This is a genomic window from Peribacillus glennii (genome assembly GCF_003429105.1).
GTDB classification, from domain to species: domain Bacteria; phylum Bacillota; class Bacilli; order Bacillales; family DSM-1321; genus Peribacillus; species Peribacillus glennii.
Genome location: NZ_QVTD01000010.1, coordinates 1 through 24,720 on the forward strand (window position 1 = coordinate 1; position 24,720 = coordinate 24,720).

General features: G+C 45.2%; 28 protein-coding genes. All 28 read right to left on the reverse strand.

Going from position 1 to position 24,720, the window contains the following annotated elements:
- Nucleotides 1–98: 98 nt before the first annotated feature.
- On the reverse strand, nt 99–611 hold the full coding sequence (locus D0466_RS14135) for a NuoB/complex I 20 kDa subunit family protein (protein WP_117323213.1): 513 nt from the start codon (nt 609–611) through the stop codon (nt 99–101).
- A complete protein-coding gene (locus D0466_RS14140; RefSeq protein WP_117323214.1) occupies nt 602–976 on the reverse strand; it encodes an NADH-quinone oxidoreductase subunit A in 375 nt (124 codons plus the stop codon). Before D0466_RS14140 ends, D0466_RS14135 begins: the two co-directional genes overlap by 10 nt.
- 285 nt (nt 977–1,261) lie before the next feature.
- Nucleotides 1,262–1,666 (reverse strand): F0F1 ATP synthase subunit epsilon, encoded by a 405-nt coding sequence (locus D0466_RS14145; RefSeq protein WP_117323215.1) that lies wholly within the window; start codon nt 1,664–1,666, stop codon nt 1,262–1,264.
- A gap of 25 nt (nt 1,667–1,691) precedes the next feature.
- A complete protein-coding gene (gene atpD / locus D0466_RS14150; RefSeq protein ID WP_117323216.1) occupies nt 1,692–3,089 on the reverse strand; it encodes a F0F1 ATP synthase subunit beta in 1,398 nt (465 codons plus the stop codon).
- A 94-nt stretch (nt 3,090–3,183) separates the two neighbouring features.
- Nucleotides 3,184–4,041 (reverse strand): F0F1 ATP synthase subunit gamma, encoded by an 858-nt coding sequence (locus tag D0466_RS14155; protein WP_117323217.1) that lies wholly within the window; start codon nt 4,039–4,041, stop codon nt 3,184–3,186.
- 35 nt (nt 4,042–4,076) lie between these two features.
- Nucleotides 4,077–5,585 carry a F0F1 ATP synthase subunit alpha gene (gene atpA / locus D0466_RS14160; RefSeq protein WP_117323218.1) on the reverse strand — a complete coding sequence of 503 codons (1,509 nt, stop codon included), beginning with the start codon at nt 5,583–5,585 and terminating at the stop codon, nt 4,077–4,079.
- Between the two features lie 25 nt (nt 5,586–5,610).
- On the reverse strand, nt 5,611–6,147 hold the full coding sequence (locus D0466_RS14165) for a F0F1 ATP synthase subunit delta (RefSeq protein WP_117323219.1): 537 nt from the start codon (nt 6,145–6,147) through the stop codon (nt 5,611–5,613).
- Nucleotides 6,144–6,674, reverse strand: a complete 531-nt coding sequence (gene atpF / locus D0466_RS14170; protein WP_117323220.1) for a F0F1 ATP synthase subunit B — start codon at nt 6,672–6,674, stop codon at nt 6,144–6,146. Before atpF ends, D0466_RS14165 begins: the two co-directional genes overlap by 4 nt.
- Nucleotides 6,675–6,851: 177 nt before the next feature.
- Nucleotides 6,852–7,076, reverse strand: coding sequence for a F0F1 ATP synthase subunit C (gene atpE, locus D0466_RS14175; RefSeq protein WP_117323221.1), 225 nt, complete (start codon nt 7,074–7,076; stop codon nt 6,852–6,854).
- A gap of 69 nt (nt 7,077–7,145) precedes the next feature.
- Nucleotides 7,146–7,880, reverse strand: a complete 735-nt coding sequence (atpB, locus tag D0466_RS14180) for a F0F1 ATP synthase subunit A (RefSeq protein WP_117323222.1) — start codon at nt 7,878–7,880, stop codon at nt 7,146–7,148.
- Between the two features lie 7 nt (nt 7,881–7,887).
- Nucleotides 7,888–8,271: an ATP synthase subunit I gene (locus tag D0466_RS14185; protein WP_117323223.1), complete on the reverse strand. Its 384-nt coding sequence runs from the start codon at nt 8,269–8,271 to the stop codon at nt 7,888–7,890.
- Nucleotides 8,272–8,279: 8 nt separating this feature from the next.
- Entirely contained in the window at nt 8,280–8,501 is a 222-nt protein-coding gene (locus D0466_RS14190; protein WP_117323224.1) for an AtpZ/AtpI family protein, read from the reverse strand.
- 246 nt (nt 8,502–8,747) lie between these two features.
- A complete protein-coding gene (locus D0466_RS14195) occupies nt 8,748–10,967 on the reverse strand; it encodes a S8 family serine peptidase (protein WP_325048728.1) in 2,220 nt (739 codons plus the stop codon).
- A gap of 442 nt (nt 10,968–11,409) precedes the next feature.
- Entirely contained in the window at nt 11,410–12,039 is a 630-nt protein-coding gene (gene upp / locus D0466_RS14200) for a uracil phosphoribosyltransferase (RefSeq protein ID WP_117323225.1), read from the reverse strand.
- A gap of 184 nt (nt 12,040–12,223) precedes the next feature.
- Nucleotides 12,224–13,465: a serine hydroxymethyltransferase gene (gene glyA, locus D0466_RS14205; protein WP_117323226.1), complete on the reverse strand. Its 1,242-nt coding sequence runs from the start codon at nt 13,463–13,465 to the stop codon at nt 12,224–12,226.
- A gap of 265 nt (nt 13,466–13,730) precedes the next feature.
- Complete coding sequence (locus D0466_RS14210) at nt 13,731–14,324, reverse strand: TIGR01440 family protein (protein WP_117323227.1); 594 nt, start codon at nt 14,322–14,324, stop codon at nt 13,731–13,733.
- Between the two features lie 25 nt (nt 14,325–14,349).
- The gene (gene rpiB / locus D0466_RS14215; RefSeq protein ID WP_117323228.1) at nt 14,350–14,796 is read right to left on the reverse strand and encodes a ribose 5-phosphate isomerase B; all 447 of its coding nucleotides are present in this window, start codon (nt 14,794–14,796) and stop codon (nt 14,350–14,352) included.
- Nucleotides 14,797–15,191: 395 nt separating this feature from the next.
- A complete protein-coding gene (locus D0466_RS14220) occupies nt 15,192–16,481 on the reverse strand; it encodes a methyl-accepting chemotaxis protein (protein ID WP_117323229.1) in 1,290 nt (429 codons plus the stop codon).
- A gap of 25 nt (nt 16,482–16,506) precedes the next feature.
- Nucleotides 16,507–16,953 carry a low molecular weight protein arginine phosphatase gene (locus tag D0466_RS14225; protein ID WP_117323413.1) on the reverse strand — a complete coding sequence of 149 codons (447 nt, stop codon included), beginning with the start codon at nt 16,951–16,953 and terminating at the stop codon, nt 16,507–16,509.
- A gap of 198 nt (nt 16,954–17,151) precedes the next feature.
- On the reverse strand, nt 17,152–17,667 hold the full coding sequence (locus tag D0466_RS14230; protein ID WP_233522658.1) for a manganese efflux pump MntP: 516 nt from the start codon (nt 17,665–17,667) through the stop codon (nt 17,152–17,154).
- Between the two features lie 468 nt (nt 17,668–18,135).
- A complete protein-coding gene (locus tag D0466_RS14235) occupies nt 18,136–19,182 on the reverse strand; it encodes an L-threonylcarbamoyladenylate synthase (protein ID WP_117323230.1) in 1,047 nt (348 codons plus the stop codon).
- A 265-nt stretch (nt 19,183–19,447) separates the two neighbouring features.
- A complete protein-coding gene (locus tag D0466_RS14240) occupies nt 19,448–19,891 on the reverse strand; it encodes a GNAT family N-acetyltransferase (protein ID WP_117323231.1) in 444 nt (147 codons plus the stop codon).
- A gap of 160 nt (nt 19,892–20,051) precedes the next feature.
- Nucleotides 20,052–20,882: a stage II sporulation protein R gene (spoIIR, locus tag D0466_RS14245; protein WP_117323232.1), complete on the reverse strand. Its 831-nt coding sequence runs from the start codon at nt 20,880–20,882 to the stop codon at nt 20,052–20,054.
- 130 nt (nt 20,883–21,012) lie between these two features.
- Entirely contained in the window at nt 21,013–21,876 is an 864-nt protein-coding gene (gene prmC, locus D0466_RS14250) for a peptide chain release factor N(5)-glutamine methyltransferase (RefSeq protein WP_117323233.1), read from the reverse strand.
- A complete protein-coding gene (prfA, locus tag D0466_RS14255; protein WP_117323234.1) occupies nt 21,869–22,939 on the reverse strand; it encodes a peptide chain release factor 1 in 1,071 nt (356 codons plus the stop codon). The genes prmC and prfA overlap by 8 nt, the downstream gene beginning before the upstream one ends.
- Nucleotides 22,940–23,079: 140 nt before the next feature.
- Nucleotides 23,080–23,214, reverse strand: coding sequence for a hypothetical protein (locus D0466_RS23340; protein ID WP_267897392.1), 135 nt, complete (start codon nt 23,212–23,214; stop codon nt 23,080–23,082).
- Nucleotides 23,215–23,224: 10 nt separating this feature from the next.
- Nucleotides 23,225–23,536, reverse strand: coding sequence for a hypothetical protein (locus D0466_RS14260; protein ID WP_117323235.1), 312 nt, complete (start codon nt 23,534–23,536; stop codon nt 23,225–23,227).
- A gap of 322 nt (nt 23,537–23,858) precedes the next feature.
- A complete protein-coding gene (locus D0466_RS14265) occupies nt 23,859–24,479 on the reverse strand; it encodes a thymidine kinase (protein WP_117323236.1) in 621 nt (206 codons plus the stop codon).
- Nucleotides 24,480–24,720 lie beyond the last annotated feature (241 nt).

Genomic DNA, 24,720 nt, shown 5'->3' on the forward strand with positions numbered 1-24,720 from the left:
GCTTTGCTCCTTCGCCTGTTTCCTCGCCAGCGCGGCTGCTTTTGCTTTGGCGGCAGCTTCTGTTTTTAATTCTTCCAGGCTTTTTTCACCGTCCATGACTACATCACCTTCTTCCCGGTTTTTGCTTCATGGCGGATTTTCTCTCTCAATTTATTTATGCCGTAAATTAGGGCGGCCGGATTTGGCGGGCACCCAGGTATGTATACATCTACGGGAACAATTTGGTCCACGCCTTTCACCACCGAGTAAGATTTTACATACGGTCCGCCGGCAGTAGCACAGGACCCCATGGCAATCACCCACTTGGGTTCAGGCATTTGATCATACAATCGCCTTAAGATAGGTGCCATTTTTTTGGTGACAGTTCCTGAAACGATCATAACGTCAGACTGCCTTGGAGAAGTACGAAAAAATGAACCAAAACGATCTAAGTCATAATGTGAAGAACCGACTCCCATCATTTCAATTGCACAACAGGCCAGTCCAAATGTCATTGGCCACAAGGAGTTGCTCCGAGCCCACCCCTTTACCTGCTCGAGGGTTGATAAGAAAACACTCCGACGCAATTCTTCCATTTCTGATGGCGATACCCCTTCTAATGTTAAGTCCATTTTAACACCTTCTTCCTCCATGCGTAGACCAGTCCGATCAATAGCATGAATACAAATATCAGCATCTCGATCAACGCAAAAATCCCAAGCTTCTCATAGGCTACTGCCCATGGATACAAAAACACCGTTTCTACATCAAAGATGACAAACATAAGCCCGAAAATATAGTAGCGGACATTGAACTGGACCCTTGAATCATGGAAGGGTTCCATACCGCTCTCGTAAGTGGTATACTTCGCCTCTATCGGTTTGTACGGACGAAGCAGTTTGCCAATAAAAAGAGATATTATCGGCAAAAGTACACCTAAACAGAGAAACACAAATACTATCAGATAATTATTCTGATAAATATTCAAATCCTCCATGGGCAACCTCCCTGCCTGGTTTTTGACATCAAAATCTACGTTTGTTCTTTGCCGGCCCGCAATAGTTTTCTTGGAAAAAATAGGTTTGTAAACGTATACATTATAACATTCCGTGAGAATAAAAGGTAGAAATTCTTAGGAAGTTCAGCCTTTCTTAACATTAGATAATATGTAAATAATTTCATAATATTTCTCTTCCCGCTTAGAAGTTCCAAAATGGTTCCAAATTATCAAAACACAAAAACAGCAAAAAAGCACTATCCATAACATGGATAGTGCTCATTATTAGTATTTCTTTTCTGCTATTGCGATGCGGTTGACGGCTCGTTGTAAAGCCAGTTCGGCCCTTGTCGCATCAATATTGTCTTGTTTATCCTGCAACCGTTTTTCAGCACGGGCTTTGGCCGCCTGAGCACGCGCTAAGTCGATGCTTTCTGCCTGTTCAGCTGATTGGGCAAGAATAGTCACGACATCAGGGCGTACTTCAAGAAAGCCTCCGTTGACTGCGATATATTCGGTTTGTCCGCCATTTTTCAAACGGACGGCAGCAATCTCTAATGGAGCAACCAGCGGAATATGTCCGGGTAAAATACCAAGCTCCCCGCTTTTTGCTTTTGTGCTTACCATTTCGACTTCAGCATCATATACTGGGCCATCGGGAGTAACAATACTGACTTTAACGGTCTTCATTTAAATACCCTCCTTGGTCCCTTCCTTACGCCATTTGTTTTGCATTTTCAACGACTTCTTCAATTCTTCCTACAAGGCGGAATGCATCTTCAGGAAGATCATCATGCTTACCATCGAGAATTTCCTTGAAACCTTTGACAGTTTCCTTGACAGGCACGTAAGAACCTTTCTGACCTGTAAACTGTTCAGCTACGTGGAAGTTTTGTGATAAGAAGAATTGAATACGGCGTGCGCGTCCAACGACAAGCTTATCTTCATCACTAAGTTCATCCATACCAAGGATTGCGATGATATCTTGAAGTTCTTTGTAACGCTGCAAAGTCTGTTGAACTTGGCGGGCAACATTATAATGCTCTTCACCGACAATTTCAGGAGACAATGCACGTGATGTTGAAGCAAGCGGATCAACCGCCGGATAGATACCCATTTCAGAAAGCTTACGCTCAAGGTTTGTCGTTGCGTCCAAGTGAGCGAATGTCGTAGCAGGAGCCGGGTCAGTATAGTCATCGGCAGGAACATAAATCGCCTGGATAGAAGTTACGGAACCTACGTTAGTAGATGTAATACGCTCTTGTAGTTGTCCCATTTCTGTAGCAAGTGTCGGCTGGTAACCTACCGCTGAAGGCATACGGCCTAGAAGGGCAGAAACCTCGGAACCTGCTTGTGTGAAACGGAAGATGTTATCGATGAAGAACAACACGTCTTGTCCCTGCTCATCACGGAAATATTCTGCCATTGTCAAACCAGTCAAGGCCACACGCATACGTGCTCCAGGCGGCTCATTCATTTGCCCGAATACCATGGCAGTTTTCTTGATAACACCGGAATCAGTCATTTCATGATAAAGGTCATTTCCTTCACGAGTACGTTCCCCAACACCTGCGAATACGGAAATACCACCGTGTTCTTGAGCAATGTTGTTGATAAGCTCTTGAATTAGTACCGTTTTACCAACACCCGCACCACCGAATAGGCCGATTTTTCCACCTTTGATATATGGAGCAAGCAGGTCTACTACCTTGATGCCAGTTTCAAGAATTTCTACTTCTGTAGAAAGATTTTCAAAAGTTGGCGCCTGCCTGTGGATTGGATCACGTCGTACATCAGCGGCAAGAGCTTCATCAAGGTCAATATTTTCACCTAAAACGTTGAAAACACGGCCAAGAGTCGCATCCCCGACCGGTACTGAAATTGGTGCGCCTGTGTCAGACACTTCGGCACCGCGAGTCAATCCATCAGTGGAAGACATGGCAACCGTACGCACTGAATCATCGCCCAAGTGAAGGGCTACTTCAAGAGTTAAGCTGTCGCCAGACTCAGGAAAATCTATTCTTAACGCATTATGGATTCTTGGAAGTTGACCGCTTTCGAACTTGACGTCAACAACCGGACCCATAACTTGGATAATGCGTCCTTTATTCATCTTGTTCCCTCCTAACATTACTTGTAAAAAGGCCTATAAAAAGGCTGCGGGATGCCATTTCGTACAGGCTCCCCGACGGCCATAAATTATCGTTCTATTCCAGTGCAGCCGCACCGCCGACAATCTCTGTAATCTCCTGTGTAATAGCGGCCTGTCTGGCTCGGTTATATACAAGAGAAAGACTGTCAATCAGCTCAGCCGCATTATCTGTTGCATTTTTCATCGCAGTCATGCGGGCTGCATGTTCGCTTGCTTTTCCATCCAATAATGCCCCGTAAATCAGGCTTTCCGCATATTGAGGAAGAAGGACTTCCAAAATTTCCTCGGCTGACGGCTCAAATTCATAAGAAGTCAGCTTTCCGGAAGGCTGGATATCCGTTAGTGGAAGCAATTTCGTTTCTGTAACATCCTGCTGAATGGCACTGACATAGTGATTGTAATACATGTAAAGTTCATCATATGTTCCTTGTGAGAACAATCCGACTGCAGACTTTGCAAGATCACTGATGTCAGAGAATGAAGGCTGGTCAGACAGACCAACGATTTCAAGCGCAACATTCATGTTCCGGTTTACAAAGAAATCACGTCCTACTCTTCCGATGGCGATGATTGCGTACTCATCCTGTGATTTATGTCGACTGTTTATTGTTTGCAATGTGTGACGAAGGACGCTGCTGTTATAAGCCCCAGCCAAGCCACGATCCGAAGTGATTACCAGGTAGCCTGTCTTCTTTACAGGACGGGATACCAGCATCGGATGTGAAGAGTTCTTACTCCCCGAAGCGATACTGGCGACAACTTCCTGGATTTTCTCCATGTACGGGACAAATGCTTTTGCATTCCCTTCAGCACGGCTCCATTTGGATGCGGAGACCATCTGCATCGCTTTTGTAATCTGGCTCGTTTTTTTCGTCGAAGTTATACGGCTTTTTATATCACGTAATGATGCCATTCATTCTCACCACCCTTTTACAAATTTTAGACCGATTATTCAGAGATAACGAATGACTTTTTAAATTCGTTAATCGCAGCAACAATTTCATCTTCTTTAGGCAGATCGCCAGTTGTACGGATGTGGTCCAAAACTTGCTGGTGGTTACGATCTAACCAGCTAAGGAATTCGTCTTCGAAACGCCCGATATCCCCAACAGGAATACTATCTAAATGTCCGCGTGTCAACGCGAAAAGAATCATAACCTGCTTTTCGACTTTAATCGGCTTGTTCAAGTCCTGCTTCAGTACTTCAACTGTACGCGCACCACGGGCAAGCTTCGCTTGGGTAGACTTATCAAGATCGGAACCAAACTGAGCGAAAGCTTCCAATTCACGGAATGAAGCAAGGTCGAGACGCAAAGTACCTGCAACCTTTTTCATCGCCTTGATTTGTGCGGAACCACCTACACGTGAAACAGAGAGACCAGCGTTGATCGCAGGGCGGACCCCTGAGAAGAACAAGTCAGACTGCAAGAATATTTGCCCATCTGTGATGGAAATAACGTTTGTTGGAATATAAGCGGAAATATCGCCAGCTTGAGTTTCAACGAACGGCAGTGCTGTTATGGAACCTGCACCGTGAGTGTCATTAAGCTTGGCTGCACGCTCTAATAAACGTGAGTGCAAGTAGAATACATCACCTGGGAATGCTTCACGGCCTGGTGGACGGCGAAGCAATAGGGAAAGTTCACGGTATGCGGATGCTTGTTTAGACAAATCATCATAAACAACCAGAACGTGCTTGCCATTGAACATGAATTCTTCACCCATAGTAACACCAGCATAAGGAGCTAGATATAGAAGAGGTGCCGGCTGTGAAGCAGAAGCCGTTACAACGATTGTGTAATCAAGCGCACCATGCTTACGTAGGGTTTCTACAGTTCCGCGAACCGTAGATTCTTTTTGGCCGATCGCAACATAAATACAGATCATGTTTTGGTCTGCCTGGTTAAGGATTGTATCGATTGCCACCGATGTTTTACCAGTTTGGCGGTCACCGATAATTAATTCACGCTGGCCGCGGCCAATTGGAACTAAGGCATCGATCGCCTTAATACCTGTTTGCAATGGCTCATGAACAGATTTACGGTCCATAACGCCAGTTGCAGGGCTTTCGATAGGACGGGTTTTTGTAGTATTGATCGGACCAAGTCCGTCAACAGGCTGTCCAAGCGGGTTTACTACACGTCCGATTAATTCTTCGCCTACTGGAACCTCCATGATGCGTCCTGTACGGCGAACCTCGCTGCCTTCACGGATGTCTGAATAAGGCCCAAGAATGACAATACCAACATTGTTCTCTTCAAGGTTTTGCGCCATCCCCATGACACCATTAGAGAATTCGACGAGCTCTCCAGCCATGACATTATCTAAACCATGAACGCGTGCGATCCCGTCCCCGACTACGATTACGGTACCCACATCGCTTACTTGAATTTCCGACTGATAATTTTCAATCTGTTTTTTAATCAGTGCACTGATTTCTTCAGCTTTGATGCTCATGAATTTCACCCCTGTCTAAAGAATGTTAACCTAACAGTTCCTTTTCAAGGCGCTCAAGCTTGCCGCTTACGCTCCCGTCATAGATACGGTTGCCGATGCGAAGCTTAATTCCGCCCAGGATACTGCGGTCTACTATATTTTCAATTCTTAATGTTTTCTTGCCTATTTTAGCTGCAAATGCTGATGAAACGGATTCACGCTCTGTGTCAGTCAGCGGACGCACGGAATACACCAGCGCTTCGGCTACTGACCTTTCATCATTTGCAAGTTCAATGAAATCAACAGCCATCTGGGAAATCACATCTGAGCGTTGACGGTCAACCATCAGCAGCAATGTGTTTTTCACCTGCGTTGAAAGACCTTCAAAAGCTTCTTCGACGAACTTCTTCTTGGATGCCGGAGTAACTTTAGGATGCTGAAGGAATGCCAGGAGCTGCTTATTATTCATAAACACTTCCCGAACCGTGCGAAGTTCTTCTTCGAACGATTCCAAGAGATTTTGCTCTTTGGCAATTTCGAAAAGAGCTACGGCATAACGCTTTGCCACAGAAATATCGCTCATCGCTCTTCTCCTGCCTCTTGAAGATACTCATTGATCAGTTTTTCCTGATCTGCCTCGGAAAGTTCTTTCTCGATTACCTTCGATGCAATCAATACAGAAAGGGATGACACTTGATCGCGAAGAGCCGCGACAGCTTTTTCCTTCTCCTGGACGATCTCACGCTTTGCTGACTCTTTCAACCGCTCAGCCTCAGCACGTGCAGCCGAAATGATATCTTCACGCTGAGCTTCACCCTGCTTCTTCGCATTTTCAATCAGTTGCCCTGCTTCGGTACGTGACGTTTTCAGTAGTTCCCGTTGTTCCTCCAAAAGCTTGCCGGCCTCTGCACGGCTTGCTTCTGCGGCACTGATTTCATTTGCGATTAACTGCTCACGCTCTTTCATGATGCCCATTAACGGACCCCATGCAAATTTCTTAACCAAAGCTAACAAAATAATGAACATGACGAGCTGGAAAATGATATCCCCACCATTAAAGTGAAGACCGCCTTCAGCAGCTGCCCCTAATACATATCCGCTTGTTAACACGCTAGGGTTCACTCCCTTCAAAGTTTGACTATATAAGCCTGTAATTTTCAAATTGGCAAATTTGAAAAGGGATTTCTATTGTTTAAAATGCATATAATATACTGATTGTGGACATAAAGGAATGGCGAAGGTCCTCATCGAAGCAACTTCGCCATTACCTGCGTATGTCTCTTATCCTTATCGGCCTAAAACGATAAATCCGATAACTACCCCAATGATTGGAAGGGCCTCAACTAACGCAACCCCGATGAACATTGTTGTTTGAAGTCTGCCTGCAGCTTCTGGCTGGCGAGCCATCCCTTCGATTGTACGCCCAACAATAAGACCGTTACCGATACCTGCACCAAGTGCACCCAAACCAACTGCGATCGCTGCCGCTAGAAGACCAATAGAACCTGTCATGATTAATTTTCCTCCTTGAGAAAGATGATTTTTTTATAATTCCTGTTCAATAATGAACAAATTTTATAATTAATGGTCTTGGCTCACTTTATGTGATATAAAAACCATTGTTAACATTGTGAAAATGAAAGCTTGGATTGTTCCTACAAAGACACTGAAGCCTTGCCATGCAAGCATTGGCACAATTGCCCCGAGCGTGCCCGCTATCCCGCTGCCAAAACCATTGGCATAGCCGCTGGTGGCAAGTCCCGCTAGCAAACCTAATAGAATCTCACCTGCATAAATGTTACCGTAAAGCCGCAGGCCCAATGTAAGGGTGTTTGCAAACTCTTCGACAATCTTTAAGGGGAACATGAAACCCATCGGTTCAAAATACCCTTTGGCATAACCCTTTGCACCCTTCATTTTGACACCATAATAGTGCGTCAGCCCCATTACCATAACGGCGAGGGTCATTGTGATAACCGGATCGGCAGTTGGCGATTTCCACCAAAGGTCGTGACCTACGATTATTGAGAAAGGCAAACCGAGCATATTTGAAACAAAGATATACATGATCAGAGTCATTCCTAATATAAGGAACCGCCCTCCTGTGTTCCAGTCCATCGTGCTGTTGATGATCCCTTTCACAAAATCCATGACCCATTCCGTGAAGTTCTGGATCCCAGTCGGTTTCAACTCCAGCCGGCGTGTGGACACCACAGCGAGTATGAAGACTATCAGACTTGCAATTGTGATCATCATGATATTTGCCAGATTGAAGTACAATCCCATAAATTCCACAATAGGAGCCCCATGATTCATCAGTTATTCACCTCTCTTTTTTCTCTCGACGTAAATTTTGGATAAAAAAATCTATTATAATGACCACATATGCCGTCATTAATCCAATAACCATACTTACGACATGAAAGTGTTCCGGATACCTGAGCGCAACTACGGCAGCCAGTGCCCCAATTGCGATCCTGGTTAACGTGCCAAGCGATTTCGCTTTCTCGTTAGCAGCTACCGCTTCGGAAAACTTCCGGTTTTTCCGGACCAATGACCAGAGATTGAACAGGCTGAAGCCTGTGCCGAGTATCAGGCCCATGAAAATGGTGTAATACGGAGTAAATCCGGCTCCTAATACATAGAGGACCAAGAGGAACATTATGTATGTCCGTTGCCTCTTAAACATAGATTGTAATTCTGGCATTATAGATTTTATTCTCCTGAAAAATATCGTCGGACTGTACGCAGCATCGCAAAGATGCCTGCAGCAAGTCCTAAAAGAAGACCAACCACCAAAAACAGCGGAGCAGCGCCCAGCTTTCCGTCAAGCCATCTTCCAACAAAGATGCCGAATAATATGGATCCGGCCAATTGTGATAGAACGGCAGACATTAAAGCCATCGCTTTAAAGGGGTAGCGATTGTGTTGACGCATAGTGTGCATCCTCGCGGTTGATTAGTAGACGGATATAATATTTCCATTGTGCAAAAGTGGGAAAATAAATTGCACAGAATCTTTTGTAAACCCTCTCATTTATACCCTTAGTTAGCATACAATAGGCTACTATTAATGTCAACGAAACGCTTAGTGAAAATTGTCACAGGTTTGAAATGTTAACTAAATGTTCACATTTAGTTCGTTAAATAATGATTGACACGGGAAATGTCACAAAGTTTAAAATTATTCAATTTGAATCATTGCATCAATCCTGTCTTCTTTTCCGGACTTTTTGGCAAAAACAATCGCTTTATATATTCCTTTAGGCGGGAGTTTTTCTCTGGGAATATCTTTTTTCACCATTCCTCCCGGGTTATTCCTTCCCCAGTCCATGAAGCCGGCAAATTGCAGGTTGTCTTCATTATATAAAGCGATGCCGAATTCCTCAGCGCCCCGCGGCAAATACATCTCATACCTGTAAGTGCCTTCTTTATCTCCCTCTCCGAAGTCGAACCCCATGACCCTTGGGTAATTCGGTTCTTCTTTTACATATAAAAACGGCAGGCTAATCCTGTTCGTGCCTTCGAGCAAGGTTAGGTATCCGTCATAAATCCCTTTTTCCATTTCATTCGGACTCACCTGCAGGCCGATGGTAATTTGTTTTTGTTCCCCTGGTTTTACTGTAAACGAGGAAGGGAATTTCCAGGTAATCCCTTGCTCCCTTTTAGGAAAGGTAAACGAATAATGCTTTATGGTTTTACCCTCGTTTCCGACCGTGACCTTTTCGAGATGCTCATCAATACCTTCCTTGTTTTCATACATACCGAAAGATAAGGATCCAGGAACCAGTATAGTATCTGCTTTCACTGCCTTATCGATTTGCAGCCTCCCCGCTCCCTGCTCATATGTCCGATACGGCTGCCTGTTTTCATTTACCAGTGGTTTCGATGTGGACATCAAGGCCGATTTGACCTGCCCAGGAGACCAGTCCGGATGCGCCTGCAAAATAAGTGCGCTTGCCCCTGCTACATGCGGGGCGGCCATGCTTGTCCCCTGTAAAGCAAGATATCCGGAAGGAATTGTGCTTTTAATAGCCACTCCCGGTGCGAGGATATCCGGTTTTATTCCCCATGTCACGGTTACAGGCCCTCTTGAACTGAAATCCGCCAGTTTGTCTTCTTCCTTCTTATATAGAAAACGGACATCTCCATTTCCCCCAATAAGGAGTGTTTGTTTTAATCGTTCTCCTGCCGCTTTATCAATGGAAGCCGCAGGAATATTCCTCTGTTCTTCCAGGGAACCAATGAATCCCCCTTTTGTGTTGTTATAGATAATGACACCTTTTGCTCCCGCCTTCTCTGCATTTCTCACCTTTTCATCAAAGGTCAGTTTGCCGCGTTTTAGCAGCACGATTTTACCCTTGGCATGATGTAACTCTTTTCTGTATCCCACCCCCCCATACATAAGTAGTCCTGAGAATGATAAATTCCACTCCTCTACGCCCTGCAGCGGCATCAGCCTGATCTCCTTTCGTCGGGCCCCCAGCCCTGCCACTAAATAAGGAACGCGAAGCGGCGGTGTTGATGCACCTACGGATATGGCTTTTTCCGCTGTTCCCGGGGAACCGACCGTCCACACATCCGGTCCGGAGTTGCCATTTGAAGTAACGGCAACGATGCCCTGGTCCACGGCTTTATTCAACGCCTGGGAGATAGGCAGATCAGGACCGTTGACATTGTTACCTAAAGAAAGATTCAGGACATCGACCTTGTCTTCAATCGCGGCTTCTATGGCGGCCAAAACCTGCTCTGTGTTGCCGACACCGCCAGGTCCGAGAGCCCGGTAAGCATAAATCTCAGCTTCAGGTGCAACCCCTTTCATTTTCCCATTTGCTGCAATGATTCCTGCCACATGAGTTCCATGTACAGTAGCTAAACCAGCGCTTCCTTTTGTTTCCATTGGGTCACGGTCTCCATCGACAAAATCCCGGCCAAAACGATAAGTTCTTCTTAAATCAGGATGATTATAATCGATACCTGTATCAATGACACCTACCTTAATTCCTTTTCCGGTTATCCGCTGGTTTTTTTCGTCAAACAAGTTGCGGATTTTGTCAGCACCGATAAACGGGATGCTTCCTTCCATTTCTGCCTGATAATAAGATACCTGTGATACATTGCTGATCAACCGTTCTTTTTTCAATTCCTCCATTTCCTTGACTTTGCCCGCAACTGAAAATCCGGATAATGCATGCTGATACACACAGCGCACTTTTAAAGACGGGTATTTTTCTAAGAGCTTTCGGATGGATGATGTATCAGCCTGCTCCTTTAACGTGACGATCGCTGTCGCTGTTTCAGCAGGAGAGATTTGCGGCAGCGGGGGGATTCGGATCGCGGATCGCGGAAACGTTTCTGGAATGACTAATAATAAAGATAATAGCAATACAACTTTTTTCATCATCTAAAAGCCCCCTCTTTTTCCATAGGTTTTCACTGCATCCTTAAGCTATTCGCGAATGGACAAGGAAGTTTGTAACTATTTGAGTCGGACTAAAGAAGCAAGCTTGATAAATTGCATGGTTTATTTTTAGCTCATTTAAGCTCCGGCTGCATAGGCTCAGAGAAAGCTCGCTTTGGCTGGGGCTATATAGTCAGAGCAACCTTTCAGCTTTGCTGAAAGGCATGTGAAACATGGGTTTAACATGAATGGGCCAAAAATATATGGAAGACAGCTTTACACGGAAAAATTAAACTTATTTAGCCCTTCCTTTTATTAAGATTCCTTTTCTTTCATTCCATCGGCAGCTCGACATTTCTTGCATAAAAAAAACCGCCCAATAAGGACGGAGTTCACGTACGAATATTTTGACCTGCAAGAATAGCCTGCCGTTTTCCCGTTTTGATTATTTTGTGCCAAACAAACGGTCGCCGGCATCGCCAAGGCCAGGGACGATATAACCATGGTCATTCAGCTTTTCATCAAGTGCCGCAATATAGATATCTACGTCCGGATGAGCCGCCTGCAGGGCATCCACGCCTTCCGGGGCTGCAATCAGGCACATGAATTTAATATTCACTGCACCGCGCTTTTTTATGGATTGGATCGCTTCAATGGCGGAACCACCTGTTGCCAGCATGGGATCGACTACGATGAATTCTCTCTCCTCCACATCACTTGGAAGCTTTGCGTAATATTCAACCGGCTTTAACGTTTGCGGATCGCGGTAAAGCCCGATATGGCCCACTTTGGCAGCAGGTATCAACTTCAGGATGCCATCGACCATCCCAATTCCTGCGCGCAAGATCGGCACGACTCCAAGCTTCTTGCCGGAGAGCATTTTTACTGTCGCTTTTTGCACAGGTGTTTCGATTTCCACTTCCTCAAGCGGCAGATCCCTTGTTATTTCAAAGGCCATTAAAGTGGCAACTTCGTCCACAAGCTCCCGGAATTCTTTCGTTCCTGTGTTTATATCTCGTATGTAAGCTAATTTGTGTTGAATTAATGGGTGATCAAAAACATATACCTTTGCCATTCGAAGGATCTCTCCTTTTTCATATTATGACTCTTTTTGCGCAATCATTTTTATCTCGTGCGTCGGTCACTTCTACCCATTTTACAGAAAAAGTTTTCATACTTCAACAAAGAGAGGCAAAATGCGGGACAACCAAAAAATGAGAGACGGAAAAACCGTCCCCCGTGAGGAGGACGGCTCAGATTTAGTACGTTGGATACAATTCATATTTACCTGAAAGAGCCGTGACACGCTGTTTTGCTTCTTCCAGTTTTGCTTCATCTTCATGATTTTTTAAAACCAGGCCGATAATGGATGCAATCTCATCCATATCTGAAGGCCCAAAGCCCCGTGATGTGACGGCTGCAGTGCCGATACGGATGCCGCTTGTTACAAACGGGCTTTCCGGATCGAAAGGAATCGTATTTTTATTAACGGTGATCCCGATATCATCCAATGCTTTTTCAGCAATCTTTCCAGTGAGGTTGATAGAACGTAGATCCAGTAACAACAAGTGGTTATCCGTACCGCCGGAAACAAGGTCCAGTCCTTCCTTCTTTAATGCTGCAGCCAGCCGCTGGGCATTGTCGATGATCTGCTGTGAATACTTTGTAAAATCATCCTGAAGCGCTTCGCCGAATGCGACAGCTTTGGCTGCGATGACATGCATGAGCGGCCCGCCCTGGATGCCAGGGAAGATCGATTTATCAATTTTCTTTGCAAATTCTTCTTTACAAAGAATCATGCCGCCGCGCGGCCCGCGAAGTGTTTTATGTGTGGTTGTCGTAACGAAATCGGCATACGGTACCGGGCTTGGATGAAGTCCTGCCGCAACGAGCCCTGCGATGTGGGCCATATCCACCATTAAGTAAGCTCCCACCTCGTCGGCGATTTCCCTGAAGCGTTTAAAATCGATGACGCGCGGATACGCGCTTGCACCGGCCACAATCAATTTCGGCTTATGCTGACGGGCTTTTTCCAGTACATCGTCATAGTTGATTAATTGATTTTCCTCATCAACGCCATATTCGACGAAGTTATATTGAACGCCGCTGAAGTTAACCGGGCTGCCGTGGGTTAAATGGCCGCCATGCGAAAGATTCATCCCAAGAACCGTATCACCCGGCTCAAGAATTGTAAAATAAACCGCCATATTGGCCTGCGCACCTGAATGAGGCTGAACATTGGCATGTTCCGCACCGAAAATCTGCTTTGCCCGGTCCCTTGCCAAATCTTCTACTACGTCAACATACTCACATCCGCCATAGTACCGCTTGCCGGGATATCCTTCCGCATACTTGTTCGTCAATACAGATCCTTGTGCCTCCATGACGGCTTCACTCACAAAGTTTTCAGAAGCAATCAGCTCAATCTTGCTTCGTTGACGGCCCAATTCTTTCTGAATGGCCTTAAATACTTGTTCATCCTGTTTCGCTAATCGGTTCATGGAAATCCTCCTCCGGGTTATCGTTCAATTGCAGACTATATGTAAAAACCTCTTCATATAGAAAAATAACGGCCAAGCATTTTCCGAAAATTCCTTTTTTATTTTAACACGTTAGATTTGACAGCGGTAGTAGGTTCTTGCACTTTTTCGAACATTAAAGAAAAAAGCTATACAATTGTTCGGTTATCGAATGAATTCTTGATTGATCATTCTGTTTTCACCTACCCTTAGCCCTAAAACAAAAACCCTCTAATAAAGAGGGCCATTATGAACAGCTTTCATTTTCCGTCCGTTTCACATATACAGCCCTTTCGCCGCCAATCAACTTTGGACGCGTCTTTGCCATTGTCACATGGGCATGTCCTACCTCTTTGATGCTACCCCTTACAGGGACAGCCACATGCTTCAGATGCATCCCTATAAAGGTATCGCCTATGTCAATCCCTGCATCGGCTTTGATATGTTCGACTACTACAGCCTCTTTGAGATGGTTATATGCAAAAGCCGCCATTGCTCCGCCTGCTGTGCGGACGGGAACAACCGAAACTTCCTCATACCCGCGGTTTTCAGCCACATGGCGGGGCAGTACAAGCGCCCTGTTTACATGCTCACAGCACTGAAAAGCGATCTCCACACCTGTCTCTTTTTGAAAAGCATCGAATTCCCCGAATATCATTTCGGCTATTTCAATGGTGCCATCCGTACCAATGCGTTTTCCCGCCACTTCACTCGTACTGCAGCCAACCACAAGCAACTTCCTGGCATCCAAACGGGCTTCGTTCTGTAAATCTTGCAAAACGGTATGGAGCTCACTTTTCCATTGTGCCAGTTTATTCGGTAGCGTTGTTTTGCTCTCCATAGTAAAAACTCCGCCCTTTCGTCAATTACCGGTTTTTCTCTTCATAGTCGGATATTTTGCCGATTCGGTTCGCATGCCGGCCAGCCTCGAATTCAGAAGTCAGCCAGGCCTTCGCAATTTCCCTGGCCAGGCCAGGTCCTATGACGCGTTCACCCATAGCCAATATATTGCTGTCATTATGCTGTCTCGTCACTTTAGCACTAAATACATCATGGACAAGTGCACAGCGAATCCCTTTAACCTTATTGGCTGCAATGGACATCCCGATTCCCGTCCCGCAAACCAGGATTCCTCTGTCAAATTCACCGTTCGCCACTTTTTCGGCTACAGGCAGTGCATAATCCGGATAATCCACCGAAGTGTCACACTCGCAGCCAAAGTCTTCAAATTCAATCCCAAGTTCATTCATCAGGCTTTTGATTTCTTCGCGGATATTAATGCCGCCGTGATCGGATGCAATGGCTACTTTCATATCTACTATACTCTCCTCTTTGTTGGCAGATAAAAGGATTTAACTTTCTAATCTGCATGAATCAGAACACAGACTGATGCGCCTTGCCCCTATTTCTTCTATGTGACCCCGCATCTCAAAAAGCTGACGCTTTGTTTCGTGCGAAGTAATGCTGCCGAAGCCTTCCTCGTCCTGCGGGCCTGACTGCGCCTTTGTTTTCACCTTTACAAAGGCTCGCCAATCGACGACTTTTCTAGCCTGTCTCTTTGTGTTTTTCTTTTATTGTGTCACAAAAAGGATAAAAGATAAAGAATCTGACATTGTTTAAGTCTTGTTTTGCAATCGTTTGTTAATGCCCTAAAAAGTGATCCAATAAAAAAAGCTTCAGGAAAAAACCCTGAAACCTTGACCTGCTTTTACAATTGGAAACGAGTGATGGTTTGCCTTAATTGTTCCGCCTGGGCTTTTAATTGCTCTGCAAGTTTTTCCACATTTTCGATGCTCATCGTTTGGTCCTGTGTAGATGCCGTAACCTCTTCTGCCCCCGCCGAGGTTTGCTCCGCAATGGCGGCGACTTCCTGGGATTGGCGGGAAGTTTCCTGGATACTGTCCATTTGCCTGTCGACCAAACCGGTTATATCCTCTACAGCAGCTGCGACTTTATGGACGGTTCGGGTCATTTCCTCTATTGTCTGGTTTGTTTCGGTTCCTTTTTGGGCTTCTTTATTTGCGGTAGTCACCTGTTCGCTGATTTGCTTGACCACCCCCTGGACATCAGACTGGATATTCTGGATCAGCGAAGAAATGCCCTGAACCGCCTTTGCACTTTCATCCGCAAGGAGCCGGACTTCCTCTGCAACCACGGCAAACCCTCTGCCATGCTCTCCTGCACGGGCGGCTTCAATCGAAGCATTGAGCGCAAGCAGGTTTGTCTGGGCTGCAATATCACCCACCAGTTGAATGATTTGTTCCACTTTTTCCGCATTTTCCTCCAGCCGTCTCACAGCCTTGAGCGAATCCTGGTTTTCCTGCGCAAGCTGCTGGATGCCATCCACTAATGAATTGATTACTTCCTTGCTCTTTTGCAGTTCCGCGACCATATCATGGGAAATATCCGAGGAGGCATTCGCTTTATTCTGGACTTCCTTTGCGATCAGGATTACATCCTCCACCGATTCAGCGGTATTCTGGATCGAAACTGCGGAGTTATCAGCACCTAGCGATATTTCTTGCACTGTTCCCGCAATGCTTGCTGCTTGCTGTGCCGCCTCACGCGAAGCCCCCGAGATGGAGATCACTTTTTCGTTGGTCTCACGGAAATTCTCTTCATTGCTTTGTACCATTTCCCTTAAGTTAAAGAGCATATGATTAAAGGCTACTCCAAGTGAACGGATTTCATCATCCGATTTTGTCACTTCGGCGTCCATTCCAATGTCTCCGAGGGCGGCCTTCAAGGCAACTGACTCCAGCTTCTGTAACGGTTTTATGATAAAACCTGCCGCAAAGAACGTGAGAATGGCGGACCAGATAATCCCGAGCAACAGGGTGACACTCGTAAATATAAATTCATTCACCCCTTTAAAAAACATGGGATACACGACATAGATACAAAAAAAGCTTGTCGAATATGTGATGAGTGCCAGTACAGTGATAAAAACGATCAGTTTTTTCCTCAAACCGAACTTATACCTCTTTTTTTCAGCCATTCCGATTCCCCCTAAAAACCGTCCCTTACGATGTGATCTTTTTGACCAGCCGCTCTATTAAATCAGAAATCTCTCGAAAGGTTTGATCATATATTTTCTCAGACCCTCCAAACGGGTCTGAAATATCCCTATCAGTTATATCGGCAGAAATAAATTCTTTTAAGGTAAAAGTTTTTTCAATCGCAGTTGGATAGGAAGCCATTATCATCGATTTATGGCCTTCCGTCATGGTCAGGATATGGGTAGCCCATTCCACCTCGCGATCCGTGAGAGGTGTCGATGCATGGACATGAGGGATAGAATTCTTTTCCAGTATACTCCTGGCATGCAAAGAAGCGTTTTGCCCAGCGGCTGCATAAATTCCTGCAGATTTGACCTCGATGCCCGGAATGTTCTTGCTCTTCAAAATTGCCTCTGCCATTGGGCTTCTGCACGTATTTCCTGTACAAACAAATAAAACCCGAATCATAATGCACGCCTCCTTTATTAACATTATAATCCAAATTCTTCTTTTTCAGTAGCCCACTGAATTGATTCCCGTATAACATTCCGCAATTACAATAGGTACACAACCGCAGAAATGACGTTTTTTGTTCACCTGAAAAATTATGAATATTTTTTAACAAATAAAAAAACCCCAATATCGGGGCTTTCCGTCCTTTACCGAATATTAAAAAAGGAGTTTCAAACCAAAGGCAAAAAGGATGCTTCCACCTAACACCTCACTGTAAACACCGAGAACCCCCTGAACCTTTCGGCCGATCAAAAGCCCAAGCCAGGTTAATGCTGTCGCGGCCAAACCGAAGCATACAAGCGCCACTGCCGTTTTTGCCCCATATATCCCTAGGGTAAGGCCTACAGAAAAGCTGTCCAGGCTTACGCTTAACGCAAAGATAAACAGGCCCATGCCAACAGGTGCCAAAACCGCACCTTCCCCTCCCCTTATGCCCGATACAAACATTTGCAGCCCAAGAATTAAAAGCAAAACACCTCCGGCAAGTGCGGCAAATGTTCCAAACTGGACTGAGAGAAAGCGGCCGGCGATGATCCCAAGCAAGGGCATCCATATATGAAAAATGCCGACTGTCAATCCGATGATGAAGACTTGTTTAAGCCTAAGTTTAAACATTCCCATCCCCAAACCGACAGAGAAGGCATCCATTCCCAGCGCAAACGCCATTAGCATTAATGTTAGCAATTCCCCAGCCATCTTCTCAACCTCTCTTCCATTGGACCTGCTCAGTTCATGTTATGCATGTCCAATGGCAAATAGAAGCCAATAAAGTATCTTGGTGTAAGGAAACCTTAAAAAGGTGAAGAGAAACCTATAATGGAATTTCGTCATTGCATAACCTGGCCTCTCATGCCGCTTAACCGTGGATCTGGTTAGTAAAATTGGGAGTTTATTGATATAACAATTAATTTGGTTGATATTACTTGGAATTTGTTGATATAAATTTGCCTTTGTCGATATTTCCCGGGAATTTGTTGATAACAATCTGTGTTTGTTGATATTTCCCGGGAAGTGGTTGATATAACTTTAAATTTGTTAATTTAGATCGAAATTTGTTGATCTGCACTTCAACACTGCGAAGCTATCCTCCCTTAACACGAAAAAGAAGGCGAAACATTCCGCCTTCTGTGTGAAATCCGTTTATCCCTGCTTGATCACCTGGTGCCCGGCTGCTTTTAGCAGTCTGTTCATCACTGCTTCGCCAATCCCTGAAACTGGGAATACCTGTCCAAAAATGATATCAACCGGGAGCTCGTCGAACTTGCGCAGCGTATCATATAAACCGGAGGCGACTGAGTTCAAATCGCTTGTCTTGCCGGGAGCCAAAATATAATCAGCCCTGATTTCTGTTTCGTGTTCCTTTGCGGCAAACACCCCTACCTTTAGGCCCTCCGATTTTTTTTCATCGATCAAGCTTTGCAGGAAGGATAGGTTTCCATCCACCAAGATAAAGGGAGCTTTTGGGGCATAGTGCGTATATTTCATCCCGGGGGATTTCGGTGCGGCTGCCTTATCCTTCAAGGAAGCATCCATTATTACCTCCCCGGCCACCTTTTCAATCTCTTCTCTTGTTACACCGCCTGGCCTGAGGATGACCGGGATCTCTTCCGTGCAATCGAGCACCGTGGATTCGACTCCTACACCGGTTGCACCTGCATCGACGATCCCAGCGATTTTTCCTGTTAAATCATCCTGCACATGCCGGGCAGCAGTCGGGCTTGGCCTTCCTGAAGTGTTGGCACTTGGCGCCGCAATCGGCAGGCCGCTTTCCTTAATAAGCGCCAATGCAACCGGATGGTCCGGCATGCGCACAGCAACTGTGTCCAGTGCCGCTGTCACTAATTCTGATAACACGCCTTTTCTTTTATGAAAGATCAATGTTAATGGTCCTGGCCAAAACGCTGCCATTAATTCTTCTGCGACCTGCGGGATTTCTTCTGCCAATTCATCCAGCTGAGAGCGGGAAGCAATATGCACAATGAGCGGATTGTCGCCCGGGCGCCCCTTTGCTTGAAAAATTTTTTTCACAGCTTTATCGCTTTTTGCATTTGCTCCCAGCCCGTATACTGTTTCCGTCGGGAACGCCACCACTTCATTGTCTTGCAACAACTGTGCAGGCTGTATAATTTGTGGATAACTTTGAATGTCATCCACATGTTTATCCACTGACCACACTTTTGTTTCCACTTAAACACCTTCTATCCACATTCACGTTTCTTATTTTCCTGAAAACATATATTATCACAAAAGACCCTTAAATATCAGGATCTTTTTCAACAAAGATACGTTGAAAGTATAAAAGAAGCCGGAAAAGAAAACAAGTTTTATCCACAAATTGTGGATAAAACCGTCTATATCGTGGATAACTTTGTGGATATGTTTATTATTTTGATTCTATTGAATTGAGATATACCCATTTACTGCTGGTCTACATTGAAATAATTTGCCTTTTTTATATGGGGCGGAACATAAACAGGCAGCCCTCAATACCGGCTAACTGTTTCCCATGGGGAGAAGCATAGAATGCAGCCGGGAGTTCTTCTGCTTCTACTTGCTTAAAGCCAAGAGCTTCAAAGAGAGGCAGCGAGCTCGGTTTATTTGTCGCTAAATAAACGCTATGGAGTTCATTTTTTTTCGCAACCAGCAAAATTTGCTGAAGCAGGGCCGGTATCCGTTCATGCGGAAAAGCCGGGCTGAAAACGAGCGACCTGAGCAACCCTATATTTTTCATTGGCTCTAGTCCCACAGCGGCCACCATTTTCCCTTCCCCATCCCGGGCCAGTAAATAATATTCGAACCTGCTCCTTATTCCATCGCTGCTTACATTCGCTCCCGCCAAAAACTGTTCAAGATCACGGACATCCTTTTCTTCCGCTTGTTGAAAGCTCGCTTCCATATCCTATCAATCCCCTCAATATATTTTTCTTCTACTAACTCTAGTAATAGTTATATGAAAGAGGGGATGAACTAGAACTTGATTTCTATTTTTGTGTATAAACTGTGGATAAAATAACAAAAGCCATCACATGCATTGTGACAGCTTCATTCACAGCGATTTAAAAGAGATCGGCAACCAATTCCTTAAAGAATGATTTTACTACTGCCGGCGATTCATCCTGGCTGACATACATTTGTCCGGGCGTTTCTACACTTTTTGCCTGTTCCGGCTCGGAGATGTTACCGACTGGTTCGTCTTGTTCATCTTGGACTGGCTTGTCCGCTGTTTCATTTTCTTTAATAAGTTCAGCCTTTGCTTCGCTTTGCCGTTCCCGAGAGATTTCATTTGCCTCTTCCTCCTGAAAGTTATCCTTTACATCGTTTGGCTGTTCTTGATGGATTTTATTTTCTTCTTCCTCCTGATATGGGCTCTTTGTCACCGCGGTTCCGTTAGAAAAATCGAGAAAGCATAACGGAGGGAACAGGACACACCACCAATTTGCTCCTTCCCCTTCACCAAGCGTGATTACAATCGCCTCGTATTCACCCGCTGGATAAAGATACTGGCCGTATAACTTTGTCGGAAATTTTGCTTTGCTGAAGCTCACTTTCACCGTCTGGTTCACACCTTGTTTTTCAACGATTCGTTCTGCCGTTTCCTGAATATCAGGAAGATGTGACTGAATTACTTTTCTGGCTTCTTCCAATGACGTTAAATCTTCCACCCAGCCTGTGATGTTCTGATTGACTTCATTCCTGATCAGCCGTTTCACATCCTGGTCCTCTTTTTTATCGCTATTCGCCAGGATTCGAAGGCGGATGGCTTCTTTAGGAATGATTACCGTTTCATCCGTCTTTGCGGCACTTTCCACCTTGGGCATATATATGCTTAAAATCGTACCGATTGTTAAGATTAATAGATAAACCATGGATAAATACTTTTTATTCATGAGAACTCTCCTCCCCTTCACAACAATAGTCTCGACAGATTGTTTGTATCCTAAACTATTAAATTTTAATTTTCTGGAAGGAGTGGAGAAAATAAAAAAGGACCTGGCCCCAATAGGCCAGATCCTCAAGTCATGGCAATTCCGCAAAGATCATGCGGTCTTTTCCGTTGATATCAAATTCAATTGAAACATGTCCCTGCGGAAAAGTTTCCTGAAGCATACTTGATACAGTTTTCCCCTGGCCGGCTCCTACTTCAAACCCGATCAAACCAGGCTGCTTGATGACCTGAGGGAGCTCTTCCATGAAGCGGCGGTAAAAATCAAGGCCGTCGCTGCCGGCAAATAACGCCCTGTGCGGTTCATGCCCTGTTACCACCACAGACATTGTTTCCATATCTGAAACAGGGATATATGGAGGATTGGATAAAATGATATCAAACTGCCTGCCATTGGCAATAAATGACTGAAGCAGGTCCGCCTGCATGAAATGAACATCAGCCCCAAGCGCCTTTGCATTTATCCGCGCAACTTCCAGGGAAGCTTCGGCAATATCCGTGGCTGTCACTGACAAATCAGGTCTTTCAAGCTTCATCGTAATCGCGATTGCTCCGCTGCCCGTTCCAATATCGGCCAGCTCCAAATTGCCGCCAGGCAGTTTGTTTATCTTGTTCAGAGTATGGTATAGTAACTCTTCCGTTTCCGGCCGGGGGATCAGAACTTCCCGATTGACGGAAAAGATACGCCCGTAAAACTCTTCCGACCCGATGATATGCTGTACAGGAACACCTGAAACATGCTGCCCGACCTGTGCAACAAATAGTTCGGACACACTTTCCGGCAAAGTCATCTGCATGTTGGCAAATAGCTTCGATCTGTCCATGCCCAAAAGATGCCTTAACAAAATCTCCCCTGCATTCTCATCCCTGCCGCTAGCTGTTAAAAAAGAAGAAGCCCACTTCAGGGCTTCGTATATTTTTGTAAATGGTTTATTCATCCGCATTTTGAAGCCTGGAGGATTGATCCTCTAAAATCAGGGCATCAATGACTTCATCCAGCTTTCCTTCAATGATTTGGTCCAGCTTTTGGATCGTGAGGCCTATTCGGTGGTCCGTTACACGGTTTTGCGGGAAATTATACGTACGGATCCGCTCGGAGCGGTCACCAGTCCCGACAGCCAGCTTCCTGTTCTGGTCATATTCTGCCTGTGCTTCCTGCTGGAATTTATCATAAACCCGGGCACGCAAGATCTTCATTGCTTTTTCTTTATTCTTAATCTGGGATTTCTCATCCTGCATGGACACAACCGTCCCCGTCGGAATATGCGTAAGGCGAACAGCTGACATCGTTGTGTTTACGCTTTGTCCGCCCGGTCCGCTGGAAGCAAACGTATCCACGCGGATATCTTTCTCATGGATTTGCACTTCCACTTCCTCTGCCTCTGGGAGTACAGCTACTGTGGCAGTTGAAGTATGGATCCGGCCGCCGGATTCTGTTTCCGGCACCCGCTGAACGCGATGAGCGCCATTTTCATACTTCAATCTGGAATAAGCCCCGTTCCCGTTGATCATGAAGATAATTTCTTTAAAGCCGCCCAGGCCGGTAGGATTCGAGTCCATAACATCAATTTTCCACCCTTGGGTTTCAGCATATCGCGAATACATACGGTAAAGGCTTCCCGCGAAAAGGGCTGCCTCGTCACCGCCTGCTGCCCCGCGGATTTCCATGATGACGTTCTTATCATCATTAGGGTCTTTTGGAATGAGGAGGATCTTCAGCCTTTCCTCAAGCGAACCCATTCGTTCCTCGAGCTCGTTCAATTCTTCCTTCACCATCTCGCGCATTTCCGCATCCAGCTTTTCCTCAAGCATTGCTTTTGCATCCTGGAATTGTCCGCGCACTTCCTTATATTCCTTGTAAGTTTGTACAGTCTCCTGGATATCCGATTGTTCCTTGGAATATTCCCTTAACTTCTTGGAATCATTAATGATCTCCGGGTCACTTAGCAATTCATTTAATTTTTCATATCTATCTTCAACAGCCTGCAGTCTATCGAGCACGTTATTCACCTCGTAAATTCATTACGCAAAATAAGCTGCCATTACATATAGGCGGGCTTCTTTTCCACTTTAGTAAAAAAACTATCCATAACATTCTAATTATAGTATAGGTGAATAATTAACGTCAAAGACATTCAGTCTCAATCTTTCCCATTCTCCATATTAACTCGGATATTATACCTCGGCAGGCCGTTCGTGAGCATTTGTTCGATCCGTTCCTTTTCTTTTTCCCTTTGTTCCTCCGAATGGATTTTTCCGTTTTCCTTGATGTTCACGCTTAGGCTATCACCCTTTGAGCCACACGGCACCCGCTTCATATTCTGTATTCTCATTAACGATGTTTCTCGCTTTTTCCACTTCTGAGCCGGTAGTGGGCGTAACATTGGAAATGCTTCCGGGAGTGTTAATCAGCTGGTCGGACGGTTGTTCAACGGCATCACCATGATCATTTGTGGTGTCCCCCGGCTTATTTATATTCAGAGTCGTTCCATCCTTTGTTTCCGCGCCATATTGTGCTTCCTTATCCTCGTCCGTGTTATTGCAGCCTGAAATAGAAGTTAAAATAACCGCACTAAAAATCAGCATTGTTATTTTCATATAAATGGCACCTCATGAATATAGCTTTCCCTATTCAAGAAGATTTTTCCCAAAACATTATCCATACATGTAATGCTCGCAGCCGCCAAGTATTACTTGCTGATTTAAAAAAATGCCCAAAGACATAGTCTTCGAGCGGCATGAGGGATATAAGCTGAGTTTACTAAAGTTACATCTACCCGCTTGCCCATTTATGGAGCCTCGGTTTGAAATGCCTTCACCTATGCTGAAAGCTTGTTCCATCTTCATTAGCCCGTAGAAAAGCTGGTTTTGTCTTCAGCCTATGCTGTTTATATGAGATAAGGTTACGATGCAATATCTTTTATAGTTGGGATAATTTTAACGCTTTTTCCTTTATGGCCTCATTTTTGCCGGGAACCTCGTGATGATGCCTGCAGCGGGGCTCATAAGACTCGGATGCTCCTACCATAATGACCGGGTCATCATAGGATGCTGGAGCACCATTGATTAACCGCTGCGTACGGCTTGCCGGCGATCCGCAAACAGCACAGACTGCCTGCAGTTTTGTAACCGATTCAGCCAGTGACATCAGGAAAGGAACCGGGCCAAACGGGACGCCGCGGAAGTCCTGGTCAAGGCCGGCAAGGATGACGCGATAACCGCTGTCCGCAAGATGCTGGGCCACTTCAATGATTTCCTCATCAAAAAATTGCACTTCGTCGATGGCAATGATATCTAATTTCTCGTCAAGGTTCTTGAATATGTCGGTAGAATGCGAAACAGGTTTCGCTATTACCGACGTACCATTATGTGATACAACAGCTTCTTCCGCATAGCGATTATCTAAAACAGGCTTAAAAACAGCGATCTGCTGCTTAGCAAATTGAGCTCGGTTCACCCTTTTAATCAATTCTTCGGATTTGCCGGAAAACATGCTTCCGCAAATCAGCTCAATCCAGCCTGATTGTTTCATTTCATACATTGAAACAGTCTCTCCCTTCCACGTCGTTCCCTCATCACACAAAGGGCAAATATATAATAAAGATCCATCATCAACCATTCCCCGATAGATACCCTTACACTTCCCCAACAACAGATAAAAATCCAGCCCGGAAACCAGGTACACAAACAGATCCCACTATGTAAAAACAGGCAAGCAAACATGCTTGCCTGTTTTTAAAGGGACTCACACAATTGGCATAAATGCCGCATTGAATGAAGAA

Excerpts from the sequence above, each read along its gene's own strand:
- D0466_RS14265 (WP_117323236.1), bottom strand. The coding sequence starts at position 24,479 with ATGTATGAAATGAAACAATCAGGCTGGATTGAGCTGATTTGCGGAAGC.
- D0466_RS14190 (WP_117323224.1), bottom strand. The coding sequence starts at position 8,501 with ATGCGTCAACACAATCGCTACCCCTTTAAAGCGATGGCTTTAATGTCT.
- D0466_RS14220 (WP_117323229.1), bottom strand. The coding sequence starts at position 16,481 with ATGGCTGAAAAAAAGAGGTATAAGTTCGGTTTGAGGAAAAAACTGATC.
- D0466_RS14145 (WP_117323215.1), bottom strand. The coding sequence starts at position 1,666 with ATGAAGACCGTTAAAGTCAGTATTGTTACTCCCGATGGCCCAGTATAT.
- D0466_RS14140 (WP_117323214.1), bottom strand. The coding sequence starts at position 976 with ATGGAGGATTTGAATATTTATCAGAATAATTATCTGATAGTATTTGTG.
- atpB (WP_117323222.1), bottom strand. The coding sequence starts at position 7,880 with ATGAATCATGGGGCTCCTATTGTGGAATTTATGGGATTGTACTTCAAT.
- atpE (WP_117323221.1), bottom strand. The coding sequence starts at position 7,076 with ATGACAGGTTCTATTGGTCTTCTAGCGGCAGCGATCGCAGTTGGTTTG.
- D0466_RS14240 (WP_117323231.1), bottom strand. The coding sequence starts at position 19,891 with ATGGAAGCGAGCTTTCAACAAGCGGAAGAAAAGGATGTCCGTGATCTT.
- spoIIR (WP_117323232.1), bottom strand. The coding sequence starts at position 20,882 with ATGAATAAAAAGTATTTATCCATGGTTTATCTATTAATCTTAACAATC.
- rpiB (WP_117323228.1), bottom strand. The coding sequence starts at position 14,796 with ATGAAAGTAGCCATTGCATCCGATCACGGCGGCATTAATATCCGCGAA.
- D0466_RS14195 (WP_325048728.1), bottom strand. The coding sequence starts at position 10,967 with ATGATGAAAAAAGTTGTATTGCTATTATCTTTATTATTAGTCATTCCA.
- atpD (WP_117323216.1), bottom strand. The coding sequence starts at position 3,089 with ATGAATAAAGGACGCATTATCCAAGTTATGGGTCCGGTTGTTGACGTC.
- upp (WP_117323225.1), bottom strand. The coding sequence starts at position 12,039 with ATGGCAAAGGTATATGTTTTTGATCACCCATTAATTCAACACAAATTA.
- glyA (WP_117323226.1), bottom strand. The coding sequence starts at position 13,465 with ATGAACCGATTAGCGAAACAGGATGAACAAGTATTTAAGGCCATTCAG.
- D0466_RS14185 (WP_117323223.1), bottom strand. The coding sequence starts at position 8,271 with ATGCCAGAATTACAATCTATGTTTAAGAGGCAACGGACATACATAATG.
- D0466_RS14210 (WP_117323227.1), bottom strand. The coding sequence starts at position 14,324 with ATGGAGAGCAAAACAACGCTACCGAATAAACTGGCACAATGGAAAAGT.
- D0466_RS14260 (WP_117323235.1), bottom strand. The coding sequence starts at position 23,536 with ATGAAAATAACAATGCTGATTTTTAGTGCGGTTATTTTAACTTCTATT.
- D0466_RS14135 (WP_117323213.1), bottom strand. The coding sequence starts at position 611 with ATGGACTTAACATTAGAAGGGGTATCGCCATCAGAAATGGAAGAATTG.
- D0466_RS14165 (WP_117323219.1), bottom strand. The coding sequence starts at position 6,147 with ATGAGCGATATTTCTGTGGCAAAGCGTTATGCCGTAGCTCTTTTCGAA.
- prmC (WP_117323233.1), bottom strand. The coding sequence starts at position 21,876 with ATGAATAAACCATTTACAAAAATATACGAAGCCCTGAAGTGGGCTTCT.
- D0466_RS14155 (WP_117323217.1), bottom strand. The coding sequence starts at position 4,041 with ATGGCATCATTACGTGATATAAAAAGCCGTATAACTTCGACGAAAAAA.
- atpA (WP_117323218.1), bottom strand. The coding sequence starts at position 5,585 with ATGAGCATCAAAGCTGAAGAAATCAGTGCACTGATTAAAAAACAGATT.
- D0466_RS14230 (WP_233522658.1), bottom strand. The coding sequence starts at position 17,667 with ATGCTAATGGCGTTTGCGCTGGGAATGGATGCCTTCTCTGTCGGTTTG.